The organism is Paenarthrobacter sp. NPDC091711, assembly GCF_044756605.1.
GTDB lineage: Bacteria > Actinomycetota > Actinomycetes > Actinomycetales > Micrococcaceae > Arthrobacter.
The window spans coordinates 1-14,183 of sequence record NZ_JBIVTF010000012.1 but is presented as its reverse complement, the minus strand read 5'-3'; the positions used below and the strand labels follow the sequence as shown (position 1 = coordinate 14,183).

17 protein-coding genes are annotated in these 14,183 nt (G+C 63.1%); 15 read left to right on the top strand and 2 right to left on the bottom strand.

Annotated elements, in window-relative coordinates:
• Positions 1-9: 9 nt before the first annotated feature.
• The 9 genes from ACIQH5_RS16615 (at position 10) to ACIQH5_RS16575 (ending at position 7,420) form a co-directional block, all read left to right on the top strand.
• On the top strand, positions 10-780 hold the full coding sequence (locus ACIQH5_RS16615) for a winged helix-turn-helix domain-containing protein (protein WP_400405382.1): 771 nt from the start codon (positions 10-12) through the stop codon (positions 778-780).
• Between the two features lie 81 nt (positions 781-861).
• Positions 862-1,329, top strand: coding sequence for a thioredoxin-dependent thiol peroxidase (bcp, locus tag ACIQH5_RS16610; protein WP_400405379.1), 468 nt, complete (start codon positions 862-864; stop codon positions 1,327-1,329).
• A 146-nt stretch (positions 1,330-1,475) separates the two neighbouring features.
• A complete protein-coding gene (locus ACIQH5_RS16605) occupies positions 1,476-2,597 on the top strand; it encodes a PP2C family protein-serine/threonine phosphatase (RefSeq protein ID WP_400405376.1) in 1,122 nt (373 codons plus the stop codon).
• 21 nt (positions 2,598-2,618) lie between these two features.
• On the top strand, positions 2,619-4,595 hold the full coding sequence (locus tag ACIQH5_RS16600) for a glycosyltransferase family 2 protein (protein ID WP_400405373.1): 1,977 nt from the start codon (positions 2,619-2,621) through the stop codon (positions 4,593-4,595).
• Positions 4,585-4,917 carry an STAS domain-containing protein gene (locus ACIQH5_RS16595; RefSeq protein WP_014922802.1) on the top strand — a complete coding sequence of 111 codons (333 nt, stop codon included), beginning with the start codon at positions 4,585-4,587 and terminating at the stop codon, positions 4,915-4,917. Before ACIQH5_RS16600 ends, ACIQH5_RS16595 begins: the two co-directional genes overlap by 11 nt.
• Positions 4,910-5,329 carry an ATP-binding protein gene (locus tag ACIQH5_RS16590; protein WP_091324851.1) on the top strand — a complete coding sequence of 140 codons (420 nt, stop codon included), beginning with the start codon at positions 4,910-4,912 and terminating at the stop codon, positions 5,327-5,329. Before ACIQH5_RS16595 ends, ACIQH5_RS16590 begins: the two co-directional genes overlap by 8 nt.
• Before the next feature lie 178 nt (positions 5,330-5,507).
• The gene (locus tag ACIQH5_RS16585; RefSeq protein ID WP_400405369.1) at positions 5,508-6,053 is read left to right on the top strand and encodes a hypothetical protein; all 546 of its coding nucleotides are present in this window, start codon (positions 5,508-5,510) and stop codon (positions 6,051-6,053) included.
• Complete coding sequence (locus tag ACIQH5_RS16580) at positions 6,054-7,139, top strand: C2 family cysteine protease (protein ID WP_400405366.1); 1,086 nt, start codon at positions 6,054-6,056, stop codon at positions 7,137-7,139. It begins immediately after the preceding gene.
• A gap of 8 nt (positions 7,140-7,147) precedes the next feature.
• A complete protein-coding gene (locus ACIQH5_RS16575; RefSeq protein ID WP_156424534.1) occupies positions 7,148-7,420 on the top strand; it encodes a hypothetical protein in 273 nt (90 codons plus the stop codon).
• A gap of 93 nt (positions 7,421-7,513) precedes the next feature.
• On the opposite strand, the gene ACIQH5_RS16570 is transcribed toward ACIQH5_RS16575, so the two are convergent.
• Positions 7,514-8,608 (bottom strand): pyridoxal-phosphate-dependent aminotransferase family protein, encoded by a 1,095-nt coding sequence (locus ACIQH5_RS16570; RefSeq protein ID WP_400405362.1) that lies wholly within the window; start codon positions 8,606-8,608, stop codon positions 7,514-7,516.
• A gap of 193 nt (positions 8,609-8,801) precedes the next feature.
• Between ACIQH5_RS16570 and ACIQH5_RS16565 the strand changes: the two genes are divergently transcribed.
• Positions 8,802-9,644, top strand: coding sequence for a phosphatase PAP2 family protein (locus ACIQH5_RS16565; protein WP_400405359.1), 843 nt, complete (start codon positions 8,802-8,804; stop codon positions 9,642-9,644).
• Positions 9,645-9,673: 29 nt separating this feature from the next.
• Here ACIQH5_RS16565 and ACIQH5_RS16560 read toward each other — a convergent pair whose 3' ends face one another.
• The gene (locus ACIQH5_RS16560; protein ID WP_400405356.1) at positions 9,674-9,799 is read right to left on the bottom strand and encodes a hypothetical protein; all 126 of its coding nucleotides are present in this window, start codon (positions 9,797-9,799) and stop codon (positions 9,674-9,676) included.
• Between ACIQH5_RS16560 and uraD the strand changes: the two genes are divergently transcribed.
• From uraD to purM, 5 genes are all read left to right on the top strand, one after another.
• Positions 9,798-10,307 (top strand): 2-oxo-4-hydroxy-4-carboxy-5-ureidoimidazoline decarboxylase, encoded by a 510-nt coding sequence (uraD, locus tag ACIQH5_RS16555; RefSeq protein ID WP_400405353.1) that lies wholly within the window; start codon positions 9,798-9,800, stop codon positions 10,305-10,307. The genes ACIQH5_RS16560 and uraD overlap by 2 nt on opposite strands.
• Positions 10,304-10,645 (top strand): hydroxyisourate hydrolase, encoded by a 342-nt coding sequence (gene uraH, locus ACIQH5_RS16550; protein WP_062068086.1) that lies wholly within the window; start codon positions 10,304-10,306, stop codon positions 10,643-10,645. The genes uraD and uraH overlap by 4 nt, the downstream gene beginning before the upstream one ends.
• 89 nt (positions 10,646-10,734) lie before the next feature.
• A complete protein-coding gene (locus ACIQH5_RS16545) occupies positions 10,735-11,067 on the top strand; it encodes a hypothetical protein (protein WP_400405349.1) in 333 nt (110 codons plus the stop codon).
• A gap of 135 nt (positions 11,068-11,202) precedes the next feature.
• Positions 11,203-12,834, top strand: a complete 1,632-nt coding sequence (gene purF, locus ACIQH5_RS16540; RefSeq protein ID WP_062068090.1) for an amidophosphoribosyltransferase — start codon at positions 11,203-11,205, stop codon at positions 12,832-12,834.
• The gene (gene purM / locus ACIQH5_RS16535) at positions 12,831-13,979 is read left to right on the top strand and encodes a phosphoribosylformylglycinamidine cyclo-ligase (RefSeq protein ID WP_062068092.1); all 1,149 of its coding nucleotides are present in this window, start codon (positions 12,831-12,833) and stop codon (positions 13,977-13,979) included. The genes purF and purM overlap by 4 nt, the downstream gene beginning before the upstream one ends.
• The last annotated feature ends 204 nt before the right edge of the window (positions 13,980-14,183 follow it).

Here is a 14,183-nt window from a genome sequence, read left to right as displayed (position 1 = left end):
TCAACCGTCATGGCAGTCAATGCCTACGGGCCACCGCCGTCGCGAGGACCCGCAGCACGCGGCCTCGCGGGTCGGCGGGCCGGCTTGAATCAGCGGAACGGCCTGACCGCACACGGTCTGGCGCTCTGGGTCAACCCGGCCGAGGGCGACGAGATCGATCCTGAGGTCTGGGAGCGGGCAGCACGCCTTGTGCTGGCCCGCGCCATGAAACTTGCCCCGGATGCGGAAGTCCGTATCTGGCCCGCCACCGGGGCAGAGCACTCCGGCGTCGGCGACACTTCCTGGGGCGGCACTCCGCAGGAAGCCGCCGACGCCGGTACCAACGACCGCTCTTCGAGTACGGTAACGCTCGCCGATGCCCTCGCTGAGGCGCGTTCGTCGAACCGTACGGCCGGGCAGGACGGCAGCGAAGAGGGCGGCAGCACCGCCGTCGAGCCCGTAACGTTGGCGAGCCGCCGCAGCCAACTTGCGGTGGACCTCGCCGCTGAAGTAGTGCTGCTGGACGGTGAGCCGGTTGCCTTTACTGGCATGGAATACAAGCTGCTCCGCTACCTCGTGGTGAACTGCTCCCGGGCCATCAGTCGTGAAGAATTGCAACGTTTTCTGGAGTCATTTGACCTCCCCGGCGCGGCATTTCGCTCGATCGACGTTTATGTTGGGAGGGTGCGGCGGAAGCTAGGCTCCGCCCGACACACCGTCGCCACCGTCCGTGGTGGCGGCTACCAGTTCGTGCCAGGGCCCTATGCCACAGTGCGCGGACCTGCGGAATACAGCATCTAAGTTCGCTGTTCTGTCTACTAGACAATCCGTTTTATGAATGACCAATGCCGGCTGTTTGCCGGTGAAACGTAAAGGATCGCCATGACCCAGAAACTCCTCGTCGGAACGCAAGCACCTGATTTCGCGCTTCTCGACGCCGACGGCACTAAGGTCTCGCTGTCCGATTACCGCGGACGCAACGTCATTGTGTACTTCTACCCGAAGGCAGCCACCCCCGGTTGCACCACCGAGGCTTGCGATTTCCGCGACAACCTCGCCAGCCTGCAGGGCAAAGGCTACGAAGTCATCGGGATCTCCCCGGACGCCCCTGAGGCACTGTCCAAGTTCACGGGCGAGTTCGCTCTGACCTTCCCGCTCCTGTCCGACGAAGACCACGCTGTTGCCCTCTCCTACGGCGCATGGGGCGAGAAGCTGGTTGACGGCGAAATCGTTGAAGGCCTGGTCCGCTCCACCGTTGTTCTGGACGGCGAAGGCACCGTGAAGCTCACGCAGTACCAGGTCGCCGCTCAGGGCCACGTCCAGGCGCTGCGCGAAGAGCTGGGCGTCTAACCCTCTCTCACATCACCCGTGCTTGAGCGAATCCCTCTCACACATAACTGCACAAAACGTGTAACGCCCGCCCACATTTGTGAGCGGGCGTTTCATGTGTCGTGACTAAACGTGACAAATACCCAGCAGCATTAGTTAATGGAGCCATGGTCTCTCCCACACCCGTGCGCCACGCTGTCGTTGTTGAAGACGACGCTGACATCCGCGGCCTTCTCGTCTTGGTACTGGAGCAGCTCGACTTTGTGGTGACCGAAGCCCCTGACGGTCTCTCCGGCGTCGAGGCCGTCCGTAAAACCAACGCCGAATTGGTGACGCTGGACATCAACCTTCCGGACATCGATGGCATGGAAGTCTGCCGTCGTCTCCGCGAATTCTCGGACGCGTACATCCTGATGCTCACGGCCCGCGCCGATGAGATCGACAGGCTCACAGGCCTGGACACGGGCGCGGACGACTACATCAACAAACCCTTCAGCCCCAAGGAACTCCAGGCCCGCATCCGCGCATTGTTCCGCCGTGCCGCCCGGACGCCCGCCACCCCCGCCGAGGACGCCGGCCAGAGCGATGAACTCGCCCGCGCCGCAGTGGTGCAGCAAAGCCTCCTGCCGCGCGAAACGGTCCGCCTCAACGGTTACGACGTCGCTGGCGCCTTCCGTCCTTCCCGCAGCGTGGGCGGGGACTTCTACGACTGGTACCAAACCCGCGACGGCATGCACCTTACCTTCGCCGATGCCATGGGCAAGGGCATGGGCGCCGCACTCATCGCCGCAACGGTCCGAGCAGTCATGCGATCCGTTGCGGACACCCCGGCGATCGACGCCGCTTTTGGTTCGGCCAGCGCCACCATTACCTCGGACCTGGACCAGTCCGGCTCCTTCGTGACCATGTTCCATGCGCGGCTGGACAGCGCCTCCGGAAAACTCAGCTACATCGACGCCGGCCACGGCCTTGCGCTGCACGTTCCAGCCGAGGGGGCGGCGCGGAGGCTGGTTTCCGCGGGCCCGCCTGTCGGCATCCTGGACGACCAACAGTGGCCTGCTTCGGAGCTGGAACTGGAGCCGGGCGATTCCCTGGTGATCGTCAGCGACGGCGTGCTGGACGCCCACGATTCCTTGGAAGAGTTCCAACGCAACGTGGAGAAGGTGGCACGCAACGGGGCTACTTCGGACGATGTGTGCGCCGCACTTCTCGAGTTGGCGCCGGCGTCAACCGCTGAAGATGACGTGACCGCCGTCGTCGTTCGCCGAAAACCAAACGCAGGACTGTAAACAACAAAAAGGGGGGATTTTGTGACACGTTTCTGGACTCGGCTGATCGTTCTTCTCACGGTCATTTTGGGCGTCAACTATGTGGCGTGGCGATGGATGGCCTCCTTGAACTGGGACGCATGGTGGATCGCCGTTCCGTTGGTGCTTGCCGAGACGTACAGCCTGATTGACGTCATGTTGTTCGGCCTCACCGTGTGGAACATCAAATTCCGGAAACCGCCGCCCCCTGCCCCGGCCGACGCCACCGTGGATGTCTTCATCACCACGTACAACGAGCCCCTGGATCTGGTGATGACCACGGCCCTGGCCGCCAAGGACATCACCTGGCCGCACAGCACCTGGATACTCGACGACGGCGATCGGCCTGAGATGCGCGAACTCGCCGAAGCGAACGGGATTGGTTACGTCACGCGTGGCGCGGACTGGACACCTGACATGCCGCGGCACGCCAAGGCGGGTAACCTGAACAACGCCCTGATGGTCACCTCGGGCGAGTACCTGTTGATTCTCGACGCCGATCAGATCCCCGAGCCGGACATCCTGGACAAGACGCTGGGCTACTTCAACGACGACAAAGTGGCGCTGGTCCAGACACCGCAGTACTTCATCAATGTCCCCGCCGACGATCCCCTGGGCAGCCAGGCACCCCTGTTCTACGGTCCCATTCAGCAAGGCAAGGACGGCTGGAACGCGGCGTTCTTCTGCGGCTCCAACGCGATCCTGCGGCGGGAAGCCCTCATGCAACTGGGGCTGGTGGGCTACGTCAAAGCCACGGAGAAGAGCATCCGGCGTGCCCTCGCTGCCTCCCGGACCGCCATCAAGAAAGCGCGGCGATCCTCCGAGGCGGAGAACCCATTGGTAGCGCAGATGCTCAACGAGGTGGAGGCCGCAACGGAGTCCGCCCAAAGGGAGCTGGAAGCCGGGGCGTCGTTGAGCGAGATCACGTACCGGGTTCGCCGCAAGGTGGACGACGCCGTGCGCACCCTCGTGGCCGCCGACTTCTCCGCACTCCAATCCGACCTCGAAGAGATCGCGGCCATGGAACTGGCCCACGTAGGCGAGTCCGGTGTGACCACTGTGGCGAGTGACGCCGTCGACCGTATGTCCGGACGCGACTGGTCCCCCTTGGGTGCGCTCGAATCGGTCCACGCAGTCCTGGACGCCATTTCGGTGGAACGCACCGACGAAGCCCAACCGATCATGCCGCTGGCCACCATTTCCGTCACGGAGGACATGGCCACAGCCATGCGCCTGCACGGCCTCGGTTGGAAGAGCGTGTACCACCACGAAATCCTCGCCAACGGCCTGGCCCCGGAGGACGTCAAGACCATGCTGACCCAACGCCTCCGCTGGGCCCAAGGCACCATGCAGGTCCTCCTCCGCGAGAATCCACTGGTGCAGCGTCGGCTCACATGGGGCCAGCGGCTCATGTACTTCTCCACCATGTGGACCTACCTCAGCGGCTTCGCAGCAGTGGTGTACTTCGCGGCGCCCATCATCTACCTGACGCTCGGTATCCTCCCGGTGAACAGCATCAGCTTCGACTTCTTCATCCGCTTCATCCCGTTCATGGTGGTGAACCAACTCCTTTTCCTGGTAGCCGGGCACGGGATACCCACCTGGCGCGGGCAGCAGTACAGCCTCGCGCTGTTCCCCACATGGATCAAAGCATGCACGACGGCGGCACGGAACGTTTGGTTCGGACGTCCCCTCGGGTTTGCGGTCACCCCCAAGGCACGGCAGAGCGGCGGCCCGAGTTGGAGCCTGATCCGGCCGCAGATCATTGTGGCGGTGCTTCTGGCTGTTGCGTTGGTTGTTGGTGTTGCCCGTCTGCTCGCAGGAATGTCCGAGCCTCTGGGGACACTGGTGAACGTGGCGTGGGTAGCTTTCGACCTGGTGGTCCTGAGCGTTCTGGTCAAGGCAGTTTTGTACAAGGGCTTCGTGCCTGAAGGTGTCGGGCCTGAGCGCCCCGAAGAGAGGAATGCAGATGCAGTTTAGCTATGAAGTCAACGACTCCTACGCGGAGGTGAAGGGCGTAGGCCGGCTGAACATGGTGGCCGCGCCCAAGCTGCGCGAAGTGGTGGCCGAGGTTGTGGCCGGTGGCTCCAGCCGGGTTGTGGTGAACCTGGCAGAAACGGACTTCATGGACTCTTCCGGGCTCGGCGCACTTATCGGCTGCCTCAAAGCCGCGCGGCAGGCAGGCGGTGACCTCCGGATCGCCGGCGTTCAGCCGCAGGTCAAGATGGTTCTGGAACTGACCAACATGGACAGGGTTCTCACCGCTTACCCCACCGCAGAAGCGGCATTCGGCGATGACTGAGGTCATCGCCCACCGGGGCTTCCATGGGCCGTCCAATGAAGAAGCCATAGAAGCCATCCACAACGAGTTGGACGCCCTGTGGGATGACGCGTCCTTCGTTCCGGACATGGACCGGATGACCTTCGCTACGGCCGTGATCGAGGCTGCCGCGAACATCGTGCAGCATGCGCTTCCTGTGGCGGAGAAACCTGTGGAGATCGACGTAGACATCAGCGTCCAGCCCACTCGGTTGGTTGCCCGGGTCAGTGCACACCACGCCCGGGAGCCGTTCGCGGACGACATGCAGGCTTCGATGCCGGATTCGGAAGCAGAGTCCGGGCGCGGGTTGGCGCTCATCGAGGCCTTGGTGACCACGGTGACCTTCGAGCGCCAGGATGGCACCAATACCTGGATCCTGACCCGCGACACCTGATCCTCTCTCACATCCCACCCGCTTGAGCCCAACCATCTCTCACATCCCACCCGCTTGAGCCGACCGTGAAGTGCAACGGGTTGTTCTGCCCATGGCCAAAGCGCAACTAAGCGTGACAGCATTCGGTGAGATCCGCCGTCGAGCACTAACAACATTGGGGAACGAAATGAACCGCCGCATGAACCGTAACGCTTGGGCGTTGGCCGCTGCCCTTGCAGTGGTGACTGTTGCTGCAGGCTGCAGCGACACCCCCGACGGACCCAAGCGGGTGCCCAGCGAGGCGCCGCCCGTTACTGCCGAGCCCGCCCCTGTGGCTGAAAGCGCCGCCAAGTACAACGCCCTCACCACCGAGCTTGTTGCCGCCCTGGAAGCGAAGATGCCGGCCATCACCTGGACCGTGGATGATCCGGCGCGCTTGAGCCGTACCCAAGACGGCAGATGCATACTCTCCCCACGGAGCATGAAAAGCACCGCAGACATCGTGGAGCCATCCAAAAACTTTGAGGACGTCTCCGCCGCGGCCGATCCAGTGCTGGAAAAGCACGGCTTCCCTGCCTTCGACGGAACCGACCCCGTGCCAGGTGGATGGGTGGTCACCCGCAGCACGGATGCCGCGGGCGCCACGGTGACCATCGAATCAAAATCCCCGGCCTACCTCAGCGTCACTGCTCCGGTTAAGTCCGAGACGTGCGATTCCAACGAAATTCCTCAGGGGGACAGATAAATGCCCGGATTCTACGGTGCTGATATTGCCCAATTGCGGGCACTCGCCAAGACCATGTCGCGGCATTCGGAACGGATGACCTCGCTGTCCATGGAACTGGGCAACCTCATCAACAACGCTCCGTGGGATGGCCGTGACGCCGTGATGTTCCGCGCCTCGTGGGACTCCCAGCACCGTCCCATGCTGAAGAAGATCTCCAGCGAATTGCAGAACCAAGCCAAAGAGCTGATCCGCAATGCGGACGAACAGGACAAGTCAAGCTCAGGTTCCTCGGGCTCCGATCGTTCCGGGCGGGGAGATTCGAACCCTCCCGGCGACCCGGGACCACTGGATCCGGACAAACCCGACGTCGATGTGCCCGGCGATGTCCGCAACGACCCCGACGCCGGGGACCCAAGCGACATCAATCAAGGACAGATTGGCGACTGCTGGCTGTTGGCCGGAATCGGTTCGGTGGCCCAGGTGCTAGAGCGCGAAGGCAAACTCGACGAATTCCTGGAAGAGCACATGCGTCCTGTGGGCGACCCGCCAACGCACTGGGTTGTCACTCTTTACGAAGACGGCGAACCCGTGGAAGTCACTGTGGAGGCCAAGTCGGTTGACGGCGGTGTCCGCGGCGCCGACGGCGAACCCAACTGGCTCTCCATCTACGAACGCGCGGCAGCTGAGCACCGCGGCGGGTCCTATGACGACATCGACGGCGGTTTCAGCAACGAAGCCATGGAGCTGATGACCGGGCAGTCCGCTGACAAGGACGGCGAGCTGAACTTTGATGACATCGAGGACAAACTCTCGGACGGCCAGGCCATCTCCGTGGGAACTGAGGACGTCAAGGACGACGACTTCGACTGGGTCTGGGAGTCCGACGAAGTCAACCGTACCGACGTCGTGCCCAACCACGCGTACGTTGTTGTGGATGTGAAAACCAACGACGACGGCGAGAAAGTCATCGTCCTGGCCAACCCGTGGGGACCCTCCGGCGGTTACATGGAAGGCGACGACGACCTCAAGTCCGGCACGCTGGAACTGACCGAGGACGAGTACAAAGAAAACTTTGACTCCGTATACTCCGTGGACGTGAAATAAGGATGGCCGTGGAACAGCTGGTAACAGTCAAGCAAGGCATGCAGCCCACCTTCGACGGCGTCAAAGTGGGAGTGGTCAAAATCGGCATCGCCGACGGTGCTCCGGCCATCCAGTTCTGGATCCGGACCGCCGAGCAGCAGCGAAAGCAGGCCTTCCGCGAGGGCCAGTCGGTCACCCTTCCGGGTGCTGGCCTGTTGACGGTCACCTCCATCCAGCCTGCGGAAGGCAGCACGGCAGCCTCCGCCACACTGACGTACGACGGCGGCCCGGTCGCCGATTGAACGTCGGCGCCGGGCAGGGTGAGAGAGGGTTCACCTCAAGCACGAGGGATGTGCGAGAGCGATCAGCTCAAGCCCGCGGGACGTGAGAGAGCGTCAGGCTTTGGCGATGGCCTCTTTGAGCGCACCCAGGACCAGGGTCACCGAAGCGCTGTTGGCGTTGGGGCCCATCATGCCGATGCGCCACACAGTGTCCGCGAACTCCCCCACTCCTGAGCCAATCTCCATACTGAAGTTCTCCAAAAGATAAGCGCGGACGGCAGCCGAGTTGACGCCGTCGGGCACTCTGACCGTGGTGAGGCTCGGCAACCGGGAGCCCTCGGCAGCGAACAGTTCCAGTCCCATGTCCTGCAGTCCGTCCTGCAAGGCGGCACCGGCGGCACGGTGCCGGGCCTGCACAACGTCCAAACCTTCGGCGAGGATGCGGTCCAGGGCGGCTTCAAGGCCGGCGATCATGGTGACCGGCGCGGTGTGGTGATACGTCCGGGCACCGCTGGCCGCGCCGACGTACCCGCCGAGCAACCCGATATCGAGGTACCAGGAGCGTGGGTCCTTGACGCGACGTTCAAAGGCGCGATCGGACACTGTGAACGGCGACAGTCCCGGCGGCACCCCCAGGCATTTCTGGGTTCCGGCGTATCCGACGTCGATTCCCCAGTCGTCTGCTAGGAGTTCCAGTCCGCCGATGGAGGTGACGGCGTCGGTAATCAACAGCGCGTCACCCTTGCCTGCGCCGAGGGCCGCGATGTCGGAGAGCACTCCCACCGAAGTCTCTGCATGGACGGCGGCGATGACTTTGGGGTTCGGATGCGCTGAGAGCACCCGCTCTGCGTCCACGGGCTGGCCCCATTCGTGATCCACCCGGACCACCGTGGCCCCGCATCGCCGGGCAACCTCACACATCCGCGCCCCAAAAAGTCCGTTGACAGCAATCACTGCTACGTCGCCGTCGGACACGGTGTTCACGAAAGCCGCTTCCATTCCGCCGGAACCGGTGGCACTCAAGGGAAGCGTCCGCGCGTTGGACGTACCCCACACAGTCCGAAGGCCCGCGCAGGTGTGGTCCAGCCGCTCGATGAACACAGGGTCAAGGTGGCCGAGCACGGGATAGGCCAACGCGGACATGGCTTCGGGGTAGCAATTGCTCGGGCCGGGACCGAACAGGAACCTGGACGTCAGAATGTCTGGCATGTGCGAACTCCTTCAGCTGGTTGAGGACATTCTGCCCCACCCAACGTTGCGGGGCCCACTCTGCGCCCCAAAACGCCCGTAGAGGGCGTGGAGCGGGCCTCGCAACGTTCCGGGCCGATCACCCAGGATCCTCCAAGCCCAAACTGCTAAGGTTACTCACCAATACTGAGGCCGCCACGGATAGGGGACGAGAGTGACGACTGAAGGAAAAACCGGAGGAAACGAGGCGCCCGAGCAAGGGGTCACCGGCGAAGTGAGCCAGGACCGGTTCGTTGCCGGCCAAGACCTGACGCGCTGGAAATCCCCGGCTGGCCGAGCACTGGCCGGCGGTGCTGAAAAAGTCACCTCCCTGCTCGGCCCCTATGCAGCCCTGATCATTACGCTCGTTGCGGGTCTTGCCATCGTATTGTCGCTGACCCTGGTGTTCGGCGAGGTCTACGAGTCCGTGACAGAGGCGGACGGGGTTGCCGGGCTTGACGATCCCGTGCTGGCAGCAGCCAAGTCAGTACGCTCCCCCGCCTTGGACATGGCCACAACAGCGTACACAAATATTGGCGGAACAGTTGGAATGCCCCTCATCGCCGTGGGCATCATGATTTTTCTGGCCACACGGCGGAGGTCATGGACTCCTGTCATTCTGATGCTCGCGGCCGGCTTGGGGTCCTTGATCATCACTATCCTGGGCAAGCCGATCTTCGGCCGCAGTCGCCCGGACTTGGCCGACGCGATTCCGCCTTACGAGCACTCAGCATCATTCCCCAGCGGCCACTCGCTCAACTCGATAGTGATCGCGGGAATCGTCGCCTACCTCATAATCCTCAGGCTCAAGAGCACCAAGGCGAGGGTCACCACGGTATTGGTGGCGGCAGCATTCGCCTTCACCATGGGGCTGAGCCGGGTCTACCTGGGCCACCACTGGCTGACCGATGTCCTGGCTGCATGGGCCATCGGCATCGCCTGGCTGGCGCTGGTCATCACGGCGCACCGACTTTACTTAACAGGCAGAACACGGCGTCACAGCGCGGTAGTCTCTTGACACCAGCCCGCTCACTCGGCTTAACTGAATTACGTATGCTGAAATAACAGTTCCATGATGCGGAAGCTTGAAGCACAGGCTTCCTCCTGCACCAGCAGGGGTTCCGCATAGCCCACACCATGGATGCCAGCATTTTGCACGAGGATGACAAGCATGGAGCTTGCAGTATTCAACAGTGTTGACCGGGAAGAGGCCATCAGGACTCTCACCCCTTGCCTGGACATCAGCCGCTGGGTGGAGACCATCGTAGACGCGCGTCCCTACGCCACCGTCGACGAGCTGCTGGGGCAAGCCCAGCGTGCCGCCGAGCCGTTCACCGCAGCCGAGGTGGAGTCCGCCATGGCGCACCACCCCCGGATCGGCGAACGACCCAAGGCCCAGACCACCGAGGCGGCCATGTCGCGTTCGGAGCAGGCTGGAGTCGACCCCGGCGACAACCACACAACAGCCGCACTCGCCGAGGGAAACCGGGCATACGAGGAGAAGTTCGGCAGGGTCTTCCTGATCCGCGCTGCCGGTCGCAGCGCCGAGGAAATCCTCAGCACCCTGCAGGAACGCATCACCCACACCCCCGAAGAAGAAGACACGATCGTGGCTGGCCAGCTGCGGGAGATCGCACTGCTGCGCCTCTCCGGACTGATCAGCGAAGGAGTCAACGCATGAGCGTTTCACAGGTAACAACCCACATCCTGGACACCGGTTCCGGCCGCCCGGCGGCGGGTGTCGCCGTCGTACTCTACGTCCGCGAAGGTGAGGACTGGACGCTGGTGGCGAAGGGTGAAACCGACGCCGACGGCCGCATCAAGACCCTCGGCCCGGAGCGGATCCCGGGCGGCGCGTACCGCCTGAATTTCGCCACCGGCGCCTACTACGAGGGCCTCGGAACCGAGACATTCTTCCCGGAAGTGGACCTGAACTTCACAGTTTCGGACGCCGGAGAGCACTATCACGTGCCCCTGCTGCTGAGCCCGTTCGCGTTCTCGACGTACCGCGGCAGCTAACTCCAGGAGTTTGTGTACAGATAATGCCCCTAAGGAGTCACCTTAGGGGCATTATCTGTACGCAAACGCGGAACGGTACGCTTGAAGGCATGGCTTCAGAGGACACCACCCCCAACTCCGCCCGCCGCGAGATCACGGTTCGCCGGGCACCCAAGTTTGTACCCTTCATGATTTTGGGAGCCGTGGTTGGTGCAATCGTGGCCGCAATCATCGCCTATGGCCGCCAAGCCGACCCCGCTTTTGATGCCGGCACCGTTTTCGGCTTCTTCCTGATCGTCTGCGCGGGTGGCGGCGTCATTCTCTTCTCGATTCTTGCCCTGATTCTGGACCGCATCAGCGTCAAGCGCACTCAGCGCGCCTTGGTTGAGCCCGTTCCGGATTCGGTTCCGGACGAAGGACCAGAGAGCGACGACGTCCGCTAAGTCGGGCGTTCGGCCCCCTCTCTGGCGGGCTCGCAGATGTGAGACACACCGCATTTTCGCGGGAACACGCCAGTTCACGGGGTCACATAGCCTGCGGGGGAACGTACCACGCCTACATCATGAGACAATCGACCAGTGGCACGTGGCGACGGAAAACTTTCTCATGATCTTCTCCCCGGCGAAAAAGGCCCTCAGGACGCTTGTGGCGTCTTTGGGGTTTGGGCTCCCGGTGAAGAAGTAGCAAAACTCACCTATTACGGGCTGTATGCGCTGCAGCACCGCGGACAAGAATCGGCTGGTATAGCTACCAGTGACGGCAAGCGCATTAATGTCTATAAGGACATGGGCCTTGTGTCCCAGGTCTTCGATGAGACAACCCTGAACACCCTTACCGGACACCTGGCCGTTGGCCACTGCCGGTACTCCACCACCGGTGCAAGCCACTGGGCCAACGCGCAGCCAACCCTGGGTGCAACAGCAACCGGCACAGTTGCCTTGGCCCACAACGGCAACCTGACCAACACCGCTGAGCTCCGGGAAATGATCCTTGAGCGCAACGATGGCCAGCTGACCGGTGAGATGAAGCAGGGCAACACCTCGGACACCGCGCTGGTGACCGCTCTCCTTGAGGGCGAAGAGGGAAAGACCCTGGAGCAGACCGCACTGGAGCTGCTGCCCAAGATCAAGGGTGGCTTCTGCTTCGTCTTCATGGATGAAGGAACCCTCTACGCAGCCCGCGATACCTACGGCATCCGCCCGCTGTGCCTGGGACGCCTGGATCGCGGCTGGGTTGTCGCGTCCGAGCAGGCCGGCCTGGCCACTGTTGGCGCCAGCTTCATCCGCGAGATCGAGCCCGGCGAGTTCATCGCCATCGACGAGGACGGCGTCCGTTCGCAGCGCTTCGCCGAGGCAACCCCCGCCGGCTGCGTCTTCGAATACGTTTACCTCGCCCGCCCGGACGCAGCCATTGCCGGCCGCTCCGTGTACGAGGCCCGCGTGGAGATGGGCCGCCAGTTGGCCCGCGAGAACACGCACGAGGCTGACCTGGTCATCCCCGTTCCCGAATCCGGCACACCCGCCGCTGTTGGCTATGCAGAGCAGTCCGGGATTCCGTTCGCCCACGGCTTCGTCAAGAACGCCTACGTGGGCCGTACGTTCATCCAGCCCTCGCAAACCCTGCGTCAGCTCGGTATCCGGCTCAAGCTCAACGCCTTGGAATCCGTGATCCGTGGCAAGCGCATTGTGGTGGTGGATGACTCGATCGTCCGCGGCAACACCCAGCGCGCCATTGTTCGGATGCTCCGCGAAGCCGGTGCCGCGGCAGTGCACGTCAAGATTTCCTCTCCCCCGGTTCAGTGGCCCTGCTTCTACGGCATCGACTTCGCCTCCCGCGCGGAACTGATTGCCAACGGTGCCACCATCGAGGAGATCTCCACGGCTATCGGCGCGGACTCGCTGGCTTACATCTCTGAAGATGGCATGATCGGCGCCACCCAGCAGCCGCGCGAACGCCTCTGCACCGCTTGCTTCACCGGCAAATACCCCATCGAGCTGCCGCACGCAGACAAGTTGGGTAAGAACCTGCTGGAGCGCACCGACCTCGGTGGCCTTGAACCGGCCGCTCAGTCCGAGTCTGTGGACGATTCCGAGGATCCTGCCGAGAAGCCGGGCGCCACGGGTTGCGATCCCGGCCCCGACGCCGAATTCGAAAACCTCCTTACCGACGCTGATCGTTTGACCGACGCCGACAAGAAAGAGTCTGTATGAGCTCCGCAACACCCGCCGCTGAGAATAACTCCGGTATCACCTACGCCTCCGCGGGTGTCGACGTCGAAGCGGGAGACCGCGCAGTCGAACTCATGAAGGGCGCCATTAAGGCGACTCACAACTCGTCGGTGATTGGCGGCGTCGGCGGTTTCGCAGGCCTGTATGACGTCTCGAAGCTGCTGACCTACAAGAAGCCGCTGCTGGCAACGTCCACTGACGGCGTTGGTACCAAGGTTGCCATTGCTCAGGCCATGGACATTCACGACACCATCGGTTTCGACCTCGTGGGCATGGTGGTGGACGACATCGTGGTGGTTGGCGCTGAGCCGCTCTACATGACCGACTACATCGCCTGCGGCAAGGTTGTCCCGGAGCGCATCGCTGACATCGTCCGCGGTATCGCTGCTGCTTGCTCCGTAGCTGGCACCGCCCTGGTGGGTGGCGAAACCGCTGAGCACCCGGGCCTCCTGGGTGAGCACGAATACGATGTTGCAGGTGCCGCTACCGGCATCGTCGAGGCCGACGCCCTCCTCGGCCCGGACCGTGTCCGCGCCGGCGACGTCGTGATCGGCATGGCCTCCTCCGGCCTGCACTCCAACGGCTACTCCCTGGTCCGCCGCGTCATCAACCACGCCGGTTGGGCACTGGACCGCCAGGTATCCGAACTTGGACGCACCTTGGGCGAAGAACTCTTGGAGCCGACCCGCGTTTACGCAGCTGACTGCCTGGACCTGGCCCGCACCTTCCCGGTGCACTCGGCCAACGCGGTCCACGGCTTCAGCCACGTCACCGGTGGTGGCCTGGCAGCCAACCTGGCACGCGTCCTCCCCCAGGGCCTGGTGGCCACCGTTGACCGCAACACGTGGGAACTGCCCGCCATCTTCAAGCTGGTCTCCGAGCTGGGCAACGTTCCGCTGGCCGACCTGGAGCGCACGCTGAACCTCGGCGTGGGCATGGTCGCCATCGTTTCCGCAGAGGCAGCCGACGCCGCAGTGGCCCGCCTCAACGACCGCGGCCTGCCGTCCTGGGTCATGGGTACCGTTTCCGCTGACAGCGACTCGATCGACAAGACCGGCCCGGACTACGTCCAGGGTGCCAAGGGCGTCGACGGCGGCGCTGTCCGTTTGGTGAACGCCTACGCCTAAGCGGTTTATCGCCTCAAAGAGACATAAAGAGAGCGGCCGGGCTGACTGCCCGGCCGCTCTTTTGCGTCTCCTCCACCCATCTAAGTAGCAAATCAGGTCGTTCTCAGCGGGCGGTTTCTAGCGGTTATCGCAACAGGAAGGTTCTGATCATCTCATTGGGGGTGCAGAAGTCGAATCGTTGGCGGGGTCTGTCGTTGAGTTCGT

Excerpts from the sequence above, each read along its gene's own strand:
- ACIQH5_RS16615 (WP_400405382.1), top strand. The coding sequence starts at position 10 with ATGGCAGTCAATGCCTACGGGCCACCGCCGTCGCGAGGACCCGCAGCA.
- bcp (WP_400405379.1), top strand. The coding sequence starts at position 862 with ATGACCCAGAAACTCCTCGTCGGAACGCAAGCACCTGATTTCGCGCTT.
- ACIQH5_RS16605 (WP_400405376.1), top strand. The coding sequence starts at position 1,476 with ATGGTCTCTCCCACACCCGTGCGCCACGCTGTCGTTGTTGAAGACGAC.
- ACIQH5_RS16595 (WP_014922802.1), top strand. The coding sequence starts at position 4,585 with ATGCAGTTTAGCTATGAAGTCAACGACTCCTACGCGGAGGTGAAGGGC.
- ACIQH5_RS16590 (WP_091324851.1), top strand. The coding sequence starts at position 4,910 with ATGACTGAGGTCATCGCCCACCGGGGCTTCCATGGGCCGTCCAATGAA.
- ACIQH5_RS16585 (WP_400405369.1), top strand. The coding sequence starts at position 5,508 with ATGAACCGTAACGCTTGGGCGTTGGCCGCTGCCCTTGCAGTGGTGACT.
- ACIQH5_RS16580 (WP_400405366.1), top strand. The coding sequence starts at position 6,054 with ATGCCCGGATTCTACGGTGCTGATATTGCCCAATTGCGGGCACTCGCC.
- ACIQH5_RS16570 (WP_400405362.1), bottom strand. The coding sequence starts at position 8,608 with ATGCCAGACATTCTGACGTCCAGGTTCCTGTTCGGTCCCGGCCCGAGC.
- uraD (WP_400405353.1), top strand. The coding sequence starts at position 9,798 with ATGGAGCTTGCAGTATTCAACAGTGTTGACCGGGAAGAGGCCATCAGG.
- ACIQH5_RS16560 (WP_400405356.1), bottom strand. The coding sequence starts at position 9,799 with ATGCTTGTCATCCTCGTGCAAAATGCTGGCATCCATGGTGTGGGCTAT.
- uraH (WP_062068086.1), top strand. The coding sequence starts at position 10,304 with ATGAGCGTTTCACAGGTAACAACCCACATCCTGGACACCGGTTCCGGC.
- ACIQH5_RS16545 (WP_400405349.1), top strand. The coding sequence starts at position 10,735 with ATGGCTTCAGAGGACACCACCCCCAACTCCGCCCGCCGCGAGATCACG.
- purM (WP_062068092.1), top strand. The coding sequence starts at position 12,831 with ATGAGCTCCGCAACACCCGCCGCTGAGAATAACTCCGGTATCACCTAC.